The organism is Mesorhizobium kamtschaticum (genome assembly GCF_056174585.1).
In genome coordinates this window covers 615,770-632,670 of record NZ_CM149691.1, presented here as the reverse complement: position 1 = coordinate 632,670, position 16,901 = coordinate 615,770, and the positions used below count along the sequence as shown (strand labels likewise).

Below are 16,901 nucleotides of genomic sequence, written 5' to 3'. Positions count from 1 at the left end.
TGGCGAAAGCATTCGCTACATCCGATCTCCCCCCTTGAGGGGGAGATGTCCGGCAGGACAGAGGGGGGTGCCTGGGCTCAACCTTCGAAGTTGGCCCAGACGCCATGACCGACTACAAAACCCTCATCGACGCCGAGACCTGGGCCTTCATCGAGCGCACCAACTCCTACTATCCGCCCGATACGATCGACTACACGATCGCCCAGCAGCGCGCGATCTACGACCGCATGTGCCGGGAATTCTTTGCCGGCTATCCCGTGGGCGTGACAGTCGAAACCTCGGCCATAGCGACATCAACGCATAACATCCCGATCCGCATCTACCGCACCGCGCCGCAAGCCGCGGCAACAGTGCTCTACATCCATGGCGGGGGCTTCATCCTCGGCGGGCTGGACAGCCATGACGACGTCTGCGCCGAGCTCTGCGCCCGCACCGGCTACGAGGTGGTCTCCGTCGACTACCGGCTGGCGCCGGAGCACATGCATCCGGCCGCTTTCGACGATGCGATGACCGCCTTCGCATGGGCTGCGTCCACTCGCGACCATCCCATCCTGCTCTGCGGCGACAGCGCCGGCGGCAATCTCTGCGCCGCCGTTGCTCACGCCACGCGCAGCCACGCGAAACGGCCGGTTGGCCAGGTGCTGATCTATCCCGGCCTTGGCGGCGACCGCTCGAAGGGTTCCTATCTCACGCATGCCGAAGCGCCGATGCTGACCATGCGCGACCTCGAATTCTACAAGCATATCCGCACCGGCGGCGCGGACTGCACTGGCGACATCACCCTGTACCCGCTCGCCGATGCTGATTTCGCCAAACTGCCGCCAACGGTGCTGATCACTGCCGAATGCGACCCGCTGTCTTCCGACGGCGAGACCTATCGCGATCGGGTCGTCGCGGCGGGCGGGCGAGCCACCTGGTTCGAGGAGCCGGGTTTGGTGCACGGCTATCTCAGGGCCCGGCACACGGTCGGCCGCGCCCGCGAAAGTTTCACGCGGATCGTCGATGCGGTAGCCGCACTTGGACCGGGCGATTGGCTCTGGTGAACGTGGCCCCACTTTAGTCTAGCGTCAGACCGCGCAGGTTCCGCGGTTCATTCGCACGCGGCGTAATGCAGGCGCAATGCTGGGCGGGCAGACCCAACCCGTGGGTGGCCAACAGCAAGGAAACAGCTGCAATCATGACCAGGCTCGGAAGCGCGTTGGCGCTCATCATCTGCGCCGCGACGCTCAGCGCATGCGTCGATACGGACGATTATCGCGACCGCCCCTGGCGCGACCACCATTGGCGCGACCGTGACCACCGACCCGACAGGCCGTGGAGGCCGGACAGACCTTGGCGCCCCGACAGACCTGATAGGCCGGATCGCCCCGACAGGCCCGACTGGCCGGGCAGGCGAGATCGCCCGGATCGACCCGATCGACCCGACAGGCCGGACCGACCCGATAGGCCGGACCGTCCCGATTGTGGCGGACCAGCAATCGATTGCGCGCCACGGCCGGACATGCAACCCGGCGGCCCCGACTGCGCTGGCGGTCCGGCGACGACGCCGTCGCCCGACTGTATCGAGCCGCGCCGGCGCCGGAATCCCTGATCGGGCAGACATATGCGGCCTTTATAACTCTGGCCAAAACCTGCTCTCGAATTCCTATGCAGCCAGCGACTATGTAGTGCCGGGCCGTCAATTTAGCTGGCGGCCCGACCAACAACTGGCTTCAGACGACCATGAAATCACATTCAGCCTGGCTGACCTTCGGCGTCAACCACAGGGTGCCGACCGAGTATTTCGTCCTGGCAAACCTCAGGGAACAAGGCGCAATTATCGGCCAGCTCGCCGATCACCCGATCGCCGATACGGTCGTCGATGCGAGCGGACTGCGATATCATTTCGTCGGCGTCGCATTGCGCGACCGCACGGGGCGCTTCGATGTCGAAGCGCTCCGCACCGGTGAATGGATCGTCCAGCCGGGGCTGGTTTACGCCGTCGATGGCAAGGCGCCTCCGTCAAAGCCGCCGCTGCGTGGGCGAGGCAGGCACCGCTCCTGATTGCACGACGCCGGCACTACCGCCATTCAGCGTCAACATGGCCTCGCGTATCGCGACCTCGGTTTCAGGGCGAACAGCTGTCATCGGCAAGCGGACATCTGGGCTCAGCCCCAGCGCCAGGCTCAGCGCATATTTGACCGGCACGGGATTACTCTCCAGTTCAAGCGCCGCGATCAGCGGCCGCAAGCGATGATGGATGGCACGGGCGGTGTGGTGGTCGCCCTGCCGGCACGCATCATGCATCTCGACGCACAGTCGCGGCACAACGTTGGAGACCACCGAGATCGTCCCGCGCCCGCCCATCGTGTTGAAGCCGAACGCCGTCGCGTCATGGCCGGAGAGGCAGATGAAGCGACGCCTGAGCACGGGCGGAAGCGAAGATAGCCGGCTTACATCGCCGGTGGCGTCCTTGATGCCGATGATGGTCGGGATCTGCGCCAGGCGCTCGATCGTCTCCTGCGACAGGTCGACGCCAGTTCGTGCCGGCACATTGTAGACGATGATCGGTATCCTGACCTTGGCCGCGACTGCCTCGAAATGGCGAAAGATCCCTTCCTGGCTCGGCCTGTTGTAATAGGGCGTCACGATGAGGGCAGCGTCGGCGCCAAAGGCTTCGGCGGCTGTCGAAAAGGCGATCGTCGTCTCGGTGCTGTTCGTTCCAGTGCCGGCGATAACTGGCACCCTGCCGCCGGCGATCTTTACGCACAGCGCAATGATGTCCAGGCGCTCCTCCCACGACAGGGTCGGCGCCTCACCTGTGGTGCCGCATGGGACCAGCCCGTTGATCCCTTGTTCGATCTGCCAGCGCAACAGCGCGGTCAGCTGCTTCAGATCGACCTCGCCGTCGGTGAACGGCGTTACCAGCGCGGTCATCGCTCCGGTCAGGCGCATTCGGGCTTGTTCTGGTGTCATGGCAATCAGAGTCTCCTGAGTGAATTCTTGGACGCACCGTCTTTTTGAGGTGCGAGGAAAGCAGGGCCGACAGAAGTGCGGCAGCCAGGTCCACATGGTCTGCTTCGATCGCGGCGGCCCGAGCCGTTGTCCCTACGGATGTGATTTGAATGGAACAGAGCCAGCGCTCGCCGACCCTGCTGATGGAAGACACCGAGAGCTCCGGCTTCGACGACGCGACCAGCAGGAGGACGGCGTCCAGGATGGCGCCGACCTCCATCAGACCGGCAAATCGCCGGCCTTGCCGGGACGATCTGTCGAGCGACAGGGCGCGTGCCGCCTCCCAAAGCTGGTGCTCGAGCAGCCTGCCGACATGCGGCAGGCGATCAAGCAATCCGATGAGGTCGGCGCTGGTTGGCCCAGCAGGGTCGTTGGAATTGTCCATGGCCAGATCGTTCCGATCAATTCGGAACAGGTGCGGCTCAGTTGAACAGGGAAAGCCGCACGCTTGCCGGCGCGAAGCGGATCGCACCGGCGCGATGGCCGCTTTCCATCGTGGCGAAACGCACAGCGGAATTCCTGTCGGCAAAAACGCCGCCGGTCTGGCCTTCCTCGTCGCGCGCGATCCAGTGGCCTTCGCCATCGCGCCCGACGACAAAGCGGTGAAGGGCGTTTCCGTCGGGGGGATAGGGGAGCTTTGCATGGTCATCTCCTGCCTTTCAGGAAAGCTGGGCAGCGATCGCGGCGGCGGCCACCAAGGCGCCGACGACCAGGAGCCACCATGTCGGTGTGAAGGGCGCGACCAGGCTGACCGGCCGGCGATTGCTGTTGGCCGCACGCCTGATCTGTTCGACCTGCGACGCCGGCAAAGGGCGATGGGTGGGCAGATAGAGCCCGTCTGAGAGGAACATCGAAGACTTCCTTCTTCTGGTACCGCCGCCACGAGGTGGCGGCTGCCTGCAGCGGCTCAGGACCGGTTGCACTCAGAAAGATAAAAGCATCGGCATTTGTATTCGAGGCGGGCGAAATCTGAAAAATATAAAAAAGTCATATGTTTATCGCCCGGGCGCATAGGAGCCCAAATGGGGGATGGCCGGCGCCAGCGATCCCATTTCACGCCCTGGGATGGAACGCTCGCCGCGGCAAGGGCCACACAAACGAAACAGTCCCATAGGGATCTGGACAGATGGACTTTTGAGAATAGCGTTTCAGGGTACGCGAGTCTCGCCAGGTAGCGTTGGAGCGACAGCTCCTCCCATACCGAAATAAAGTGAGGGATTGGCCTCTACATCGGCCAGCGCGGTTGTCGATAACGGAGCCTGTCGGGTTGCGACGCAGTTATTCGTTGTCACAGTGATACTCAGGTCAGCATGGGCTGTGACGTCGACAATCGGCCCCTTGCAGGCAGGAAATGCAGAAATATCGATCACAGGCGTGAGAAAAGTGCCATCCGCCGTATTCACGAGTCGGATCTGACTAGCTGCACTGATGGCGAGTATTTCCCTGTCCTGGGAGTAAGTGATCGCGATCGGGACGTTGCCGGGCAGTCCGACTTCGGGCGTAGTCCACAAGTTTGCCAATGGCGGCTCTGCTGGAGGAGCCAGCCATGGCAGCACCGACCCGGCCCATGCTAGCGGGCTTGTATCCGAGGAAATCTTCAAGGAGGCAATTTCCTGGAAGACGGAAGCCAGGACGAAAGACCCACCGCTAGCGATCAACAGTGTCGCATCGTGGATATTTGTATCGCTATCTTCTGGGAGCACGAAACTTTCAGGTGGCTGGATGAGCTGGCGAGCCAGGAGTTCGGGGATACCGTCGGTCAATTTGTAGGCCCAGAGCTCCAAGGCGCCGCGGGGAGCTGCAGCCGGCGCCGCGACCAGAACGGCATCATCGGTCATTGCGACCGCACTAACGCGAGTAAGAGGGAATACCGTCGGCGCCACCACAACCATGTTCTGCAGGTCAATGAAGGACCATGAATTCCCTATGCCCTCGCTGGCATCGCCCGCGAGGGCCAGATAGCGGCGGTTCGGAGACATCGAGAGGTCTCCCTTGGCCAGATAGTAGAACCCGGCTTCAACACACCGACCAACATCGACTTCCGTTCGAAGTTCACAGATAAGCCATTCGGCCCACGCTTTGCCCATGACCTTGCTAAGTGCGATGTAGTTCGTGGCACCCGGCCCTTGAAAGGCGTAGATGCAGCTCCCGTCATTAAACGACAAGTCGTTGACCGAAGGATCGTCCGTCGTGCTGTCGTCAAACCGCAGCTTACCGTCTTCGCGGAGATCGTGAGTAAAAAGCACCCCGCCAGAGGCGCACCCAGAGGCCGACGGATCATTCTGGGCAAGGGGGGTGCTAACGACGGACGACCAAACATTTGGCTCCGACGAAACTGCTGGAAAGCGAAATGGCGGGGGAACTTCTGTCGACAACGGGAGAAGACAGGTTTTCGTGCGTGCGCTTTGCTCATCCAACTTCGCCTGAGCCGCCTTGTATTGCTCGGGTGTCAGGTCATCATCATCATTGTCCGGCAACCCAAGCACGGGTTCGATAGAGGCACAGTCCGCGCTCGCCGCCGGGTGGCCACCAAAATAGGTCCCATCGCCCTTATCCAAGTCCACATCCATCACATAGTGAGGAGTGTGATCCTCCTCAGGCTGCTCGACGTCAAAATCCACCGCAACGTGGCTACTGCCCTTCAATCGCCACATGTGCACATGCGATGCGTCGTATCCTTCCTCGTCAATCGACGTCTTCCACCTGACCTGCCCGGTCCGATCGTCGATCACCCACACTGACCGTCCTTCTCCGACCAGAACGAACAAGTGAAAGTCGGTCGAATGGTACTCGACAATTGGGCGACGTACCGAAAGCCTGATGGGCTGGTCTCGGATCAGATAGGAACCGTCGCCCCACTCATAGACCGTATCCGTTCTTAAGCTGCTGCTTGCCCTATCAAATGACTTGAGCCGCTGCCCTGCGAACCGCGCGAGAATGTGCGCTGGGTCACTTTCGCTTTGTGAATGGACAAGCCTCAGCAGGGCCAGGAACGCTGTGGGAACCGACCGGTCGGATTGCATCTGGGTCGCGGCGGTTTGATATTGCCGTCGGGAGCTTTCTTCGGCTGCCGCTCGGCGCGGCTCCAAATAGGCAATGTTCCATACCAAGAGAAAAGTCATCAGATAGGCACAGATCTTGACGGGATCGGCTAGACGCAAAAGAGCGTAGAAAATGCCTTTGGGTATCGTGTTTGAAGGAAGCGCCAACCCGTCACGCGGTTTGGCTTTCGCAGCCAGAACCGGTAGCCACCACTCGCGCATAAAGGCGTCGGCATCGACGCCTGCTGGTTTAAAATAATGCCCATGTCCACCAGGGAAAAAACGGTTCTTCACGTCAACGCCTATAAAGCCATAGAATCCCACTCTTCCGGCCATGCCCGTAAACAGTACGAAAAGCTGACTCAGAATCAGGACGTTGTCGTCCCAGCCACAGTCATTGAGGACCCGTTGGATGCCTTTTCCATTCGTTCGACTTCTGGCGATCACCGCCGACCAGTCGAAGGAAGACCGCAGAACGCTGGCGGCTAGGATGATCGTTTTTATTCGTGGAATATCCTGGGGCTCCATGCCACGAATTGCGTGAGCGACGATATGTGTACCGAAAGAATGCGCTACTATAGAGAAATGAGCCTGGGGATTATCTTTCACCAATTGCTCGAAATGTTGACGAAACGCTCTTACGGCCAGCCAGCGCGCAAACGGTATAAGAAACGCCAGAACACTGAAATATCCGAAGCGATATCGTTCAGTAACAATTGAAGGCTTGGCGACAGCCAGAATATCGCCGAGACGGTCCTGCCATTGACCAAAATCTCGAATCCCATGCACCGCGATGACTATGTGCTTTTCGCCCATTGCTATCCCCGGGAACACAACAGATTAGCCGATGAGCGCCGCGCTGTCATCAATGCGCTATAAAGTAGTTACTCACCACCATTTGCTAGAAATCAACACCGAGTCCGTGCTGTCAACATACTCGACTTGACAGGCGCCTCTATGAAATCGCCGACGAAGAAATGAGCAGCGCCGCTCCGGTATAGCGAGTTCGGTAGCTTTGGCGGAACTCCTCACGCCACCGAACGTCCCGTCGCCCGGCCGGCGCTACGGCCGGAAAAGATGCAGCCGCCAAGGAACGTGCCTTCCAGCGCCGCATAACCATGCACGCCGCCGCCGCCGAATCCGGCCGCTTCGCCGACGGCATAGAGCCCCGGCACCGGCTGGCCATCGGCGCCCAGCACGCGGCTGTCGAGATCGGTCTGCAGGCCGCCCAGCGTCTTGCGGGTCAGGATGTTGAGGCGCACCGCGATCAGCGGGCCATTTGCCGGGTCGAGCATCTTGTGCGGCTTGGCCGTGCGGATGAGCTTGTCGCCGAGATAGGAGCGCGCCCCGCGCAGCGCGGTGATCTGCATGTCCTTGGAGAACGGATTGTCGAGTTGCCTGTCGCGGGCGCGGATCTCGCGCTCGACTTGGGCAAGATCGAGCAGAGGCTCGCCGCCGGCCAGTGCGTTCATGCGGGCAACCAGCGTCGAAAGGTCGGCCTCGACGATGAAATCCTCGCCCTTCTCCATGAACGCCTTGACCGGGCCCGGAATGCCTGACGTGGCGCGGCCGAGCACCTGGCGCCAACTCTTACCGGTCAGGTCCGGGTTCTGTTCGGAGCCCGACAGCGCGAACTCCTTCTGAATGATCTTCTTGGTCAGGATGAACCAGGAATAGTCGAAGCCGGTGCTCATGATGTGGCTGAGCGTGCCCAGCGTGTCGAAGCCGGGATAGAGCGGCACCGGCAGGCGTTTTCCCTGGCATCGAGCCAGAGCGACGACGGGCCGGGCAGGATGCGGATTGCATGCTCGGTCCAGATCGGCGCCCAGTTCTTGATGCCTTCGACATAGTGCCACATGCGGTCGCGGTTGATGATCGAACCGCCGGCGGCCTCGGTGATCGCCAGCATGCGGCCATCGACATGGTCGGGCACGCCGGTGATCATGCGCTTCGGCGCGGCACCCAGCCGCTTGGGCCAGTTTTCCCGCACCAGCTGATGATTGGCGCCGATGCCGCCGGAGGCGACGATCACCGCTTGCGCATGCAGCTCGAAATCGCCTGATATGTCGCGCGAGCTCTTGTGGCCGCGCTCGACCGTGCTCGGCTGCAATATATCGCCGCGCACGCCGGTTACGACAGCGCCCGTCCGTGTCAGTTCATTGACCCGGTGACGGAATTTGAAGCTGATCAATCCACGCTTCTGCGCCTCGCGCACGCGCAGGACAAAAGGTTCGAGCACGCCGGGGCCGGTGCCCCAGGTGATGTGGAAGCGCGGCACTGAATTGCCGTGGCCGATGGCATTGCCGCCGCCGCGCTCGGCCCAGCCGACAACGGGAAAGAATTTCAGGCCGCGTTGCAGGAGCCAGGAGCGTTTCTCGCCGGCGGCGAAGCCGACATAGGCCTCTGCCCATTTGCGCGGCCAGAAATCCTCCGGCCGGTCGAAGGCGGCGGTGCCCATCCAGTCCTCAAGCGCCAGATCATGCGAATCGCGGATGCGCATGCGCCGTTGCTCCGGCGAATCGACGAGGAAAAGCCCACCGAACGACCAGAATGCCTGGCCGCCCAGCGACTGCTCCGGCTCCTGGTCGACGATGATGATCTTCTTGCCAGCCTCGGCAAGCTCGGCGGCGGCAACCAGCCCGGCAAGGCCGGCGCCGACAATGATCACGTCCGCGTCGTCAGCCATTATTCCTCCCAGAATTAGCCGGCTAACGCAATTCCAGGAAAAGTGTGAAGCGGTTTTCCGTCCGGAATTGCGTCAAACAAGAGCCTCAGACGGTCTCCCAGCTGCCGTCCTTGCCGCCGGCGCGGAAGATGGCGTCGATGACCTTCTGGTTGAGCACGGACTCCTCCAGCGTGAACACCCGCTCCTTGCCGCCTTGCGCCGCGCGCGCGAAGGTCTCGACCTCCAGCCGGTACTGCTGCGTGCCGGGGAAGCGGAACACTTGCGCTTCGGTGTGGTTCTGGTTGTGCAGTTCGACGCGGTGATGATCGTAGAGCCCGGCATTGAAGGGCGAAAAGACCTCTATGAAACCCTTCTCGCCGTGGAACACCATCACCTGCCGTGCCGCCATCTGCGTCGACAGATAGAACGACAGTTCGAAGTCGCCGAAATCGGCGCGGATCGAGGAGTAGATGTCGGTGCCGAATTTCTTGTCGCGCTCGATCGTCGCCTGGACACGGCTAGGCTCCTTGCCGGTCGAGAACCGCGTCGACACCGTCGGGTAGACGCCGATATCGGGCAGCGCGCCGCCGCCGAGATCGAGCTGGTTGCGCATGTTGTTGGGGTCGACATTGTAGTAGGAGAACGCACCCTGCACATGGCGCAGCCTACCGATGGCGCCGCTGGCGATGAGGTCGCGCACCTTGATCCATTGCGGGTGGTAGATGACCATGAAGGCTTCGCAGACCAGCACTTTCTTGGCGTCGCGCAGCTTGATCAGCGGCGCGATGTCCTTGGCGTCGAGCGCGAGAGGCTTCTCGACCAGCACATGCTTGCCGGCTTCAATGGCCTTGGCCGTCCATTCGACATGTTGCGAGGTCGGCAACGGGATGTAGACGCCGTCTATATCCTTGGAGGCCAGCAATTCCTCATAGGAGCCGAAGGCATGGCGCGCGCCAAACCGCTCACCCAATGCCTTGGCCTTCGACAGGTCGCGGCTGGCGATCGCCGACAGCACGCCGTTCTCCGCCTCGACGATTGCCGGCAACAATTGCTCGCGGCCGATCTTGGCCGTCGACAACACACCCCATCGGAACATCACGCATCTCCATGTCGATTGTATCAGACGAGGTTTGCCCGAAATCGATGGAAAAGCCAATGCGGAGTGCCGTATCAACTAACCCCGCTTGGTCAGTCGCACCATGATGAAGCCGAGGGCGAACTGGCCGATGAAGATGATGGCGATCAGCCAGTGGAGGATGATCATCGCCCAGCCTTAGCGGGTTGGCGTTTAGGTGATTGATGCCTGCATGGGAGACAAACGTCGGCGGAAGACGCTTTCTTCCGGCGCTCCTCACCCTCCCCCTTGTGGGGAGGGCGCGTTCCCTACCCACTCACCTTGAAGAAATCGACAAACGCCCTGAGCGCTGGCCGCATCTGGCGGTGGCTGGGATAATAGACGAAGAACCCGTCGAAGGGGGGGCACCAGTCGTCCAGCACGCGGATCAGCCTGCCGTCGGCGAGCGGGGCGCGGACATAGGGCTCGAAGACGAAGGCGAGCCCGGCGCCGTCGACCGCCGTCTGCGCGATCAGATGGTCCTCATCGAGGATCAGCGGCCCCTGCGCGGCGATCTCGATCTCCTCGCCGTCCTTGGCGAACTCCCAACGGTAGAGAATGCCACTGGAGAAGCGGAAGCGGATGCAGCGATGGTCGGCAAGATCGCGCGGGTGGTGCGGCTTGGGATTCGCTTCGAAATAGGATGGCGCGCCGACCACCGCGCCGCGAATGTCCGGCCCGATGCGCACCGCGATCATGTCGCGCTGCAGGCTCTCGCCGAGCCGCACGCCGGCATCGAAACCGCCTTCCACCACATCGGTGAAGCGGTCCTCGATGACGATCTCCAGCACGATGTCGGGATAGGCCGATGCAAAGGCGCCGAGCCGTGGCGTCAATACCAGATGGGCGGCTGTACGCGGCACGCTGAGCCTGAGATTCCCGGCCGGCCGGTCGCGCGCCTCGACCGCGGTCTCCAGCGCCAGGTCGATCTCGGACAGCGCTGGCCGCAATCGCTCCAGAAGCTGTGCGCCTTCCTCGGTCGGCGCAACGCTGCGCGTGCTGCGCGCCAAGAGCCGCACGCCGAGCCGCGCTTCCAGGCTGGACACGGCGTGGCTGACCGCCGACGGCGCGATGGCCAATTCCCTGGCTGCGCCGCGAAAGCTGCCACATTGGGCTACGGTTGCCAGTACCGCCAGTTGGGAGAGATGCGCACGATTCATTGATCTATTTTCTAGAACAACCCGTACTAAGGAGAGCCTATTATCGAACATAAGGCAAGACGCTATCTCCTAGGCATCACAACAAGGAGACGCGTGATGCAAACCCGCAAGCTAGGAACCGAACTGAATGTCTATCCCGTCGGCCTCGGCTGCATGGGCATGAGCTTCGCCTATGGCGGCCAGCCGGAGGCAGAGGCGATCGCCACGCTGCACCGCGCTGTCGAGATCGGCGTCAATTTCTTCGACACGGCGGAAGTCTACGGCCCTTACGAGAACGAGATCCTGCTTGGCAAGGCGCTGAAGTCGGTGCGGAACAAAGTGACGATCGCCACCAAATTCGGCTTCAAGATTTTGGAGGAAGGCACGGGCCTCGACCGCATGGCCGGCGTCGACAGCCGCCCCGAGCACGTCAAGGCCGTGGCCGAAGCCTCGCTGAAGCGGCTGGGCACCGATGTCATCGACCTCTACTACCAGCACCGCGTCGACCCCAACGTGCCGATCGAGGACACGGTCGGCGCCATGGCCGAGCTGGTCCGCGAGGGCAAGGTGCGCGCGCTCGGCCTCTCGGAGGCAAGTGCTGCCACCATCCGCCGGGCGCATGCCGTGCATCCGATCGCAGCCGTGCAGAGCGAATACTCGCTATGGAGCCGCGACCCGGAAGACGATGTGTTCGCCGTCTGCCGCGAACTCGGCATCGGCTTCGTCCCCTACAGCCCGCTCGGGCGTGGCCTGTTGACCGGGACCATCGCCAAGCCGGAAACGCTTGACGATGGCGACTGGCGCCGCACCTTGCCGCGCTTCCAGGCCGAGGCCATGGAAGCCAACGCCAAGGTTGTCGCGACGCTGGAAAAAATGGCGGCGGAAAAGGGCGTGACCTCCGCGCAGCTGGCACTGGCCTGGGTGCTGCACCAGGGCGATTTCATCGTACCGATCCCGGGTGCGAGAAAGATACGCCATTTGGAGCAGAACACGGCGACGGCGAGTATCGAGCTGAGCGCTGCCGAGGTCGCGGCGATCGGTGAGGCGCTGTCGCCGGACAAGGTGGTCGGCAAGCGCTATACGGAGGAGTTGCTGGCGCTGGTGAATGGGTGAGCAGCAATTCAGGATACGGAAAGGGGCGCTTCGGCATCCCTTTTTGTTGAAGGGCTAGCGCGAGGCCCCCCTCTCTGTCCTGCCGGACATCTCCCCCTCAGGGGGGGAGATCGGATGTCGCGGTCGCTTTCGCCAATCACCAGCGTTGCAAGGGGAACGCCGTAATCGAAACTGCCAATCTCCCCCCTTGAGGGGGAGATTGCCGGCAGGCCAGAGAGGGGGGCCTCGCGCCGACTTATCTTTATCTCTGCGCCCCTACCACGACACCACCTCAATCTCCGGCCAGGTCTCCCGCGCCCGCGTGCCCTTCTCCTCATGCGTTCGCTGGTTGTCCATCACCCGGTTCGGCGTGATGCGGAACGAAAAAATGTCGTCGAGCCCGAACGGCGCCACCAGCTCCAACTGCCCGCCAGCGTCGAGCCGCACCCCGACCGCATGCGTCTTCGAGGCGAAATGGCTGACCGATTCGCTCGCGCTCGTATAGCGCGGGCAGGGCTGGCCGAATTTCTGCGGGTACCACAGATGCACCCGCGCCTGGTTGCGCACCTCGACCGGCCGCGCCAACCCCTCGAAATGCCGTGCCGCCCGGCGGATCACCGCGTCCTCGGCCTCATAGGACAGGTCGCTGTCATCGAAATAGAAGAGATCAACGTCCTTGATGCCGTAACCTGAGGGCTTTCCGGTCAGATAGTTCCAGACGCTGTTGTAAAGCGCGCCGGAGACGACCAGCCAATCCGGCAGAGCCAGTGCGCGGGCGCGCGCCAGCGCGTCGCCGACCAGCGGGTCGCCCGACACGATGTCGAGAAACGCCGCGCGCTGTGCTTCGAATGGCAGCCCGGAATAGCGCAGATGATCCATCGCCCTTTGGAAGGCGATTCGCCACCTGCTTGCAAGTTTTAACCCCGCAGCACGCCGCCCGTCTGCTTGCCGACATTCTCGACGACGCGCTTGGCCAGCGCCTCGAAATCCTCGTCGGTCAGCGTCTTTTCGACCGGCTGGATCGACACTTCGATGGCGATCGATTTTTTGTCAGCGCCGAGCGACGCGCCTTCGAAGATGTCGAAGACCGAGACGGCGGTGATCAGCTTCTTGTCGGCCGCCAAGGCGGCGCGCACCAGCGTGCCGGCCTCGACCGACTTGTCAACGACGAAGGCGAAGTCGCGCTTCACCGCCTGGAAGGCGGAGAGCTCCAACTTCGGCTTGGTCTTCGTCGGCTTGGCCTTCGGCTCGGGCACAGCATCGACGAACACTTCGAAGCCGCAGAGCGGACCGGAAACGTCGAGCCCTTCCATCGTCTTGGGATGGAACTCGCCGAACGTGCCGAGCACGGTCTTCGGCCCGAGCTTGATCGTGCCGGACCGGCCGGGATGGTACCAGGCCGGGCCACCAGCCTCGATCTGCAGCCGCTCGACCGGCGCGCCGCAGGCCTCGAGCGCGGCGATTGCATCGGCCTTGGCATCGAACACGCCGACCGGGCCGGAATTGCCAGCCCAGCTGCGGCCCGAGCCGTCGAGCTTGGCGGTGCCGCGGCGCACGCCGGCGGCCACGCGCCGCTGCTGGCCGGCGCCGTCGCCTTCATAGGTGCCCGAAACCTCGAACAGCGCCACGTCGCCAATGCCCTTGTCGGCATTGCGCTGCGCGGCGGCGATCAGCCCCGGCAGCAGCGACGGCCGCATGTCGGACATGTCGGCGGCGATCGGGTTGGCAAGCTTCAGCGCCGTCTGGCCGCCGCCGAACAGCTCCGCATGTTTGGCCGGAATGAAAGACCAGGTGACGGCCTCCATCATGCCACGCACGGCAAGCGCGCGCTTGGCAGTGCGGGTGCGGATCTGCAGCGTGGTCAGGATTTTCGAATTGACCGCGTCATGCGCGCCGAGCGGCTGCGGCGCGATGTTGTCGACGCCATGGATGCGCATCACTTCCTCGACGAGGTCGGCCTTGCCGTCGACGTCCGGTCGCCAGGAAGGCACCTTTACCTTGACGATGTCGCCCGAGCCCTGCGGCTCGAAGCCGAGGCGTGACAGGATGTCGAGGCTTTCGGCCTTCGGCACTTCGATGCCCGTCAACCGCTTCACTTCCGACAGCGGGAAGGACACGATCTTCGGCTTGTACCCGGCATAGCCGGCCACTTCCATTTCCGTCGGCGTTCCGCCGCAGAAATTAAGCACCAGCCTGGTCGCGAGTTCGACGCCCGGCACCATGAATTCGGGGTCGACGCCGCGCTCGAAGCGGTAGCGGGCGTCGGTGATGATGCCGAGCGCACGGCCGGTGCGGGCGGTTGCGATCGGGTCCCAGAGCGCCGATTCGATCAGTACGTCGGTGGTGCTCTCATCGCAGCCCGAATGTTCGCCGCCCATGATGCCGGCGATCGATTCGACGCCATTGTCGTCAGCAATCACGCACATCTCCGGCGTCAGCGTGTATTCGCGGCCGTCCAGCGCCAGCACTTTTTCGCCGTCCACGGCGCGGCGCACCACGAGGTTGCCGGCCACCTTCGCGGCGTCGAACACGTGCAGCGGCCGGCCGCGGTCGAAAGTGACATAGTTGGTGATGTCGACCAGGGCGCTGATCGGGCGCAAACCAATGGCGATCAGGCGCTGCTGCAACCATTTTGGTGACGGGCCGTTCTTGACGCCACTCACCATCGTCAGCGCGAAGCCGGGGCAGAGTTCCGGCGCCTCGATCGTGACCTTCACGGGGCACAGGCCCTCGCCGACATGCGGCATGATCGCGCCACCCACCAGCCGTCCGAGCCCGCTCGCGGCGAGATCCCTGGCAATGCCGTAGACGCTGGTGGCATCCGGCCGGTTCGGCGTCAGATTGATCTCGATGACCGGATCGTCGAGATGCGCATAGGACGCAAAGCTGGTGCCGACCGGCGCGTCGACCGGCAGGTCGATGATGCCGTTGTGCTCGTCGGACAGTTCCAGCTCGCGCTCGGAACACATCATGCCATGGCTCTCGACACCACGGATCTTGCCGACCGTCAGCGTCACGTCGATGCCGGGCACATAGGTGCCGGGCGCGGCAAAGGCGCCGATCAGGCCGGCCCGCGCATTCGGCGCACCGCAGACGACCTGGACGGGGGGCTTGCCGTCGCCCGTATCGACGGTCAGCACCCGCAGCCGGTCGGCATCGGGGTGCTGCACCGCCGTCAGCACTTTGGCGATGACGAAGGGTTTCAGGCTCGACTTGTCGTCGACATGCTCGACTTCAAGGCCGATCGACGTCAGCCGCTCGACGATCTCGTTGAGCGAGGCGTCGGTCTCGAGATGATCCTTGAGCCAGGAGAGGGTGAATTTCATGGGATTGTTCCGTCTGGTCTTTTGACGCTTGATTTCAGGTGTCTCGGCAAGTCGTCGGACATATGCAGGAAGGGCAGCTGCTCGCTGACATAGGCGTGGTGCGTCGGCTCGAAATCGGCCGGCATGTCCATGGCGCCGAGCATGAAGTAGATGTCATCCTCCAGCCGCTCGTCGACATAGGCGATCGGCGAGCCGCAGACGCCGCAGAAGGAGCGCGTCACCGGGCCGTTCTCGTACATCTTCAGCGCCTTGCCGGTGAACGCCACCTGGTCGACCAGGAAGCCGACAAAGGCCGAGACCGGCGCGCCGCTCGCCCGCCGGCAATCGCCGCAATGGCAATAGCTGACGTGATGCGGTTCAGCCGAAGCCGCGAACCGCACGGCGCCGCAGCGGCAACCGCCAATGTGGGGCGCTGTCATGCGCTCAACCCGCCGAACAGCGTCGGCATGTCGAGCGGCCTGAAGCCGTAATGCGACAGCCAGCGCACATCCGCGTCGAAGAAGGCGCGCAAATCCGGCATGCCGTATTTCAGCATGGCGATGCGGTCGATGCCCATGCCCCAGGCAAAGCCCTGATACTCGTCCGGATCGAGCCCGCCGGCGCGCAGCACATTGGGGTGCACCATGCCGCAGCCGAGGATCTCCATCCAGTCGGAGCCTTCGCCGAAGCGCACTTCGCCGGGCCGCGAGCGGTCGCACTGGATGTCGACCTCGAGGCTTGGCTCGGTGAACGGGAAGAAGGACGGACGGAAGCGCATCTTGACCGACGGCACTTCGAAGAACGCCTTGCAGAATTCTTCCAGCACCCACTTCATGTTGGCGACATTGGCCGTCTTGTCGATCACCAGACCCTCGACCTGATGGAACATCGGCGAGTGCGTGGCGTCGGAATCCTGGCGGTAGGTCTTGCCCGGAATGACGATGCGGATCGGCGGCTTCTGCTTCTCCATGGTGCGGATCTGCACGGGCGAGGTATGCGTGCGCAACAGCTTGCGCTCGCCCTTCTCGTCCGGCTGGAAGAAGAAGGTGTCGTGCATCTCGCGCGCCGGATGGCCTTCCGGGAAATTCAGCGCGGTGAAATTGTAATAGTCGGTCTCGATATCGGGACCTTCGGCGATGGCGAAACCGAGATCGCCGAAGATCGCCGCGATCTCGTCGATGACCTGGCTGATCGGATGGATGCGGCCGCGCTCGGCCGGCGACTGCCGCACCGGCAGCGTCACGTCGACCTTTTCGGCGGCCAGCCGCGCGGCGATCGCCACATCCTTCAATTCGGCCTTGCGGGCCGTCAGCGCCTCGGTGACGCGGTTCTTGAGGCCGTTGATGACAGGGCCCTTGATCTGGCGCTCCTCGGCGGTCATGGCGCCGAGCGTCTTCAGCATTTCGGACACGGTGCCCTTCTTGCCGAAGGCAGCGATGCGCACAGCCTCGATGGCCGGCTCGTCGGCGGCCGATGCGATGTCGGCCAGAAGTGAGCTTTCAAGCGTATCCAGGCCGGTGGTTGCGTCGTTCACGGTCAAACTCGCTACGT

At 62.9% G+C, this 16,901-nt stretch carries 12 protein-coding genes and 2 pseudogenes; 3 read left to right on the top strand and 11 right to left on the bottom strand.

Annotated features, from left to right (window positions below; genetic code table 11):
- Positions 1–104 precede the first annotated feature (104 nt).
- Both AC0V7N_RS02955 and AC0V7N_RS02950 read left to right on the top strand, forming a co-directional pair.
- Positions 105–1,043: an alpha/beta hydrolase fold domain-containing protein gene (locus AC0V7N_RS02955; RefSeq protein WP_496627697.1), complete on the top strand. Its 939-nt coding sequence runs from the start codon at positions 105–107 to the stop codon at positions 1,041–1,043.
- A gap of 679 nt (positions 1,044–1,722) precedes the next feature.
- Positions 1,723–2,043, top strand: coding sequence for a hypothetical protein (locus AC0V7N_RS02950; protein ID WP_475454546.1), 321 nt, complete (start codon positions 1,723–1,725; stop codon positions 2,041–2,043).
- Here AC0V7N_RS02950 and dapA read toward each other — a convergent pair.
- The 7 genes and pseudogenes from dapA to AC0V7N_RS02915 form a co-directional block, all read right to left on the bottom strand.
- Positions 2,002–2,955 carry a 4-hydroxy-tetrahydrodipicolinate synthase gene (gene dapA, locus AC0V7N_RS02945; protein WP_496627696.1) on the bottom strand — a complete coding sequence of 318 codons (954 nt, stop codon included), beginning with the start codon at positions 2,953–2,955 and terminating at the stop codon, positions 2,002–2,004. The genes AC0V7N_RS02950 and dapA overlap by 42 nt on opposite strands.
- A 698-nt stretch (positions 2,956–3,653) precedes the next feature.
- Positions 3,654–3,845, bottom strand: a complete 192-nt coding sequence (locus AC0V7N_RS02940; RefSeq protein WP_475454540.1) for a hypothetical protein — start codon at positions 3,843–3,845, stop codon at positions 3,654–3,656.
- 297 nt (positions 3,846–4,142) lie between these two features.
- A complete protein-coding gene (locus AC0V7N_RS02935; RefSeq protein ID WP_496627695.1) occupies positions 4,143–6,851 on the bottom strand; it encodes a hypothetical protein in 2,709 nt (902 codons plus the stop codon).
- A 212-nt stretch (positions 6,852–7,063) separates the two neighbouring features.
- Positions 7,064–8,721 (bottom strand): annotated as a pseudogene (locus AC0V7N_RS02930) (FAD-binding dehydrogenase).
- Between the two features lie 85 nt (positions 8,722–8,806).
- Positions 8,807–9,796: a Gfo/Idh/MocA family protein gene (locus AC0V7N_RS02925; protein ID WP_475454534.1), complete on the bottom strand. Its 990-nt coding sequence runs from the start codon at positions 9,794–9,796 to the stop codon at positions 8,807–8,809.
- 84 nt (positions 9,797–9,880) lie between these two features.
- Positions 9,881–9,964, bottom strand: a pseudogene (locus AC0V7N_RS02920) (cytochrome b); the annotation flags it as partial.
- 119 nt (positions 9,965–10,083) lie between these two features.
- Positions 10,084–10,974, bottom strand: coding sequence for a LysR family transcriptional regulator (locus tag AC0V7N_RS02915; protein ID WP_475454532.1), 891 nt, complete (start codon positions 10,972–10,974; stop codon positions 10,084–10,086).
- 96 nt (positions 10,975–11,070) lie between these two features.
- On the opposite strand from AC0V7N_RS02915, the gene AC0V7N_RS02910 reads away from it, so the two are divergent.
- Positions 11,071–12,066 carry an aldo/keto reductase gene (locus AC0V7N_RS02910; RefSeq protein WP_475454530.1) on the top strand — a complete coding sequence of 332 codons (996 nt, stop codon included), beginning with the start codon at positions 11,071–11,073 and terminating at the stop codon, positions 12,064–12,066.
- Positions 12,067–12,321: 255 nt separating this feature from the next.
- On the opposite strand, the gene AC0V7N_RS02905 is transcribed toward AC0V7N_RS02910, so the two are convergent.
- The 4 genes from AC0V7N_RS02905 to pheS are packed head-to-tail and all read right to left on the bottom strand — an operon-like array spanning position 12,322 to position 16,884.
- Complete coding sequence (locus tag AC0V7N_RS02905; RefSeq protein WP_475454528.1) at positions 12,322–12,924, bottom strand: nucleotidyltransferase family protein; 603 nt, start codon at positions 12,922–12,924, stop codon at positions 12,322–12,324.
- Between the two features lie 38 nt (positions 12,925–12,962).
- The gene (gene pheT, locus AC0V7N_RS02900; protein ID WP_475454527.1) at positions 12,963–15,371 is read right to left on the bottom strand and encodes a phenylalanine--tRNA ligase subunit beta; all 2,409 of its coding nucleotides are present in this window, start codon (positions 15,369–15,371) and stop codon (positions 12,963–12,965) included.
- Positions 15,368–15,790: a GFA family protein gene (locus AC0V7N_RS02895; protein ID WP_475454525.1), complete on the bottom strand. Its 423-nt coding sequence runs from the start codon at positions 15,788–15,790 to the stop codon at positions 15,368–15,370. The genes pheT and AC0V7N_RS02895 overlap by 4 nt, the downstream gene beginning before the upstream one ends.
- Entirely contained in the window at positions 15,787–16,884 is a 1,098-nt protein-coding gene (gene pheS, locus AC0V7N_RS02890) for a phenylalanine--tRNA ligase subunit alpha (RefSeq protein ID WP_475454523.1), read from the bottom strand. The genes AC0V7N_RS02895 and pheS overlap by 4 nt, the downstream gene beginning before the upstream one ends.
- Between the last annotated feature and the right edge of the window lie 17 nt (positions 16,885–16,901).

What these genes read in the sequence shown, in the direction of transcription:
- AC0V7N_RS02925 (WP_475454534.1), bottom strand. Translation starts at nt 9,796, where the DNA reads ATGTTCCGATGGGGTGTGTTGTCGACGGCCAAGATCGGCCGCGAGCAA.
- AC0V7N_RS02915 (WP_475454532.1), bottom strand. Translation starts at nt 10,974, where the DNA reads ATGAATCGTGCGCATCTCTCCCAACTGGCGGTACTGGCAACCGTAGCC.
- pheT (WP_475454527.1), bottom strand. Translation starts at nt 15,371, where the DNA reads ATGAAATTCACCCTCTCCTGGCTCAAGGATCATCTCGAGACCGACGCC.
- AC0V7N_RS02940 (WP_475454540.1), bottom strand. Translation starts at nt 3,845, where the DNA reads ATGTTCCTCTCAGACGGGCTCTATCTGCCCACCCATCGCCCTTTGCCG.
- dapA (WP_496627696.1), bottom strand. Translation starts at nt 2,955, where the DNA reads ATGACACCAGAACAAGCCCGAATGCGCCTGACCGGAGCGATGACCGCG.
- AC0V7N_RS02905 (WP_475454528.1), bottom strand. Translation starts at nt 12,924, where the DNA reads ATGGATCATCTGCGCTATTCCGGGCTGCCATTCGAAGCACAGCGCGCG.
- AC0V7N_RS02910 (WP_475454530.1), top strand. Translation starts at nt 11,071, where the DNA reads ATGCAAACCCGCAAGCTAGGAACCGAACTGAATGTCTATCCCGTCGGC.
- AC0V7N_RS02935 (WP_496627695.1), bottom strand. Translation starts at nt 6,851, where the DNA reads ATGGGCGAAAAGCACATAGTCATCGCGGTGCATGGGATTCGAGATTTT.
- AC0V7N_RS02950 (WP_475454546.1), top strand. Translation starts at nt 1,723, where the DNA reads ATGAAATCACATTCAGCCTGGCTGACCTTCGGCGTCAACCACAGGGTG.
- AC0V7N_RS02895 (WP_475454525.1), bottom strand. Translation starts at nt 15,790, where the DNA reads ATGACAGCGCCCCACATTGGCGGTTGCCGCTGCGGCGCCGTGCGGTTC.
- AC0V7N_RS02955 (WP_496627697.1), top strand. Translation starts at nt 105, where the DNA reads ATGACCGACTACAAAACCCTCATCGACGCCGAGACCTGGGCCTTCATC.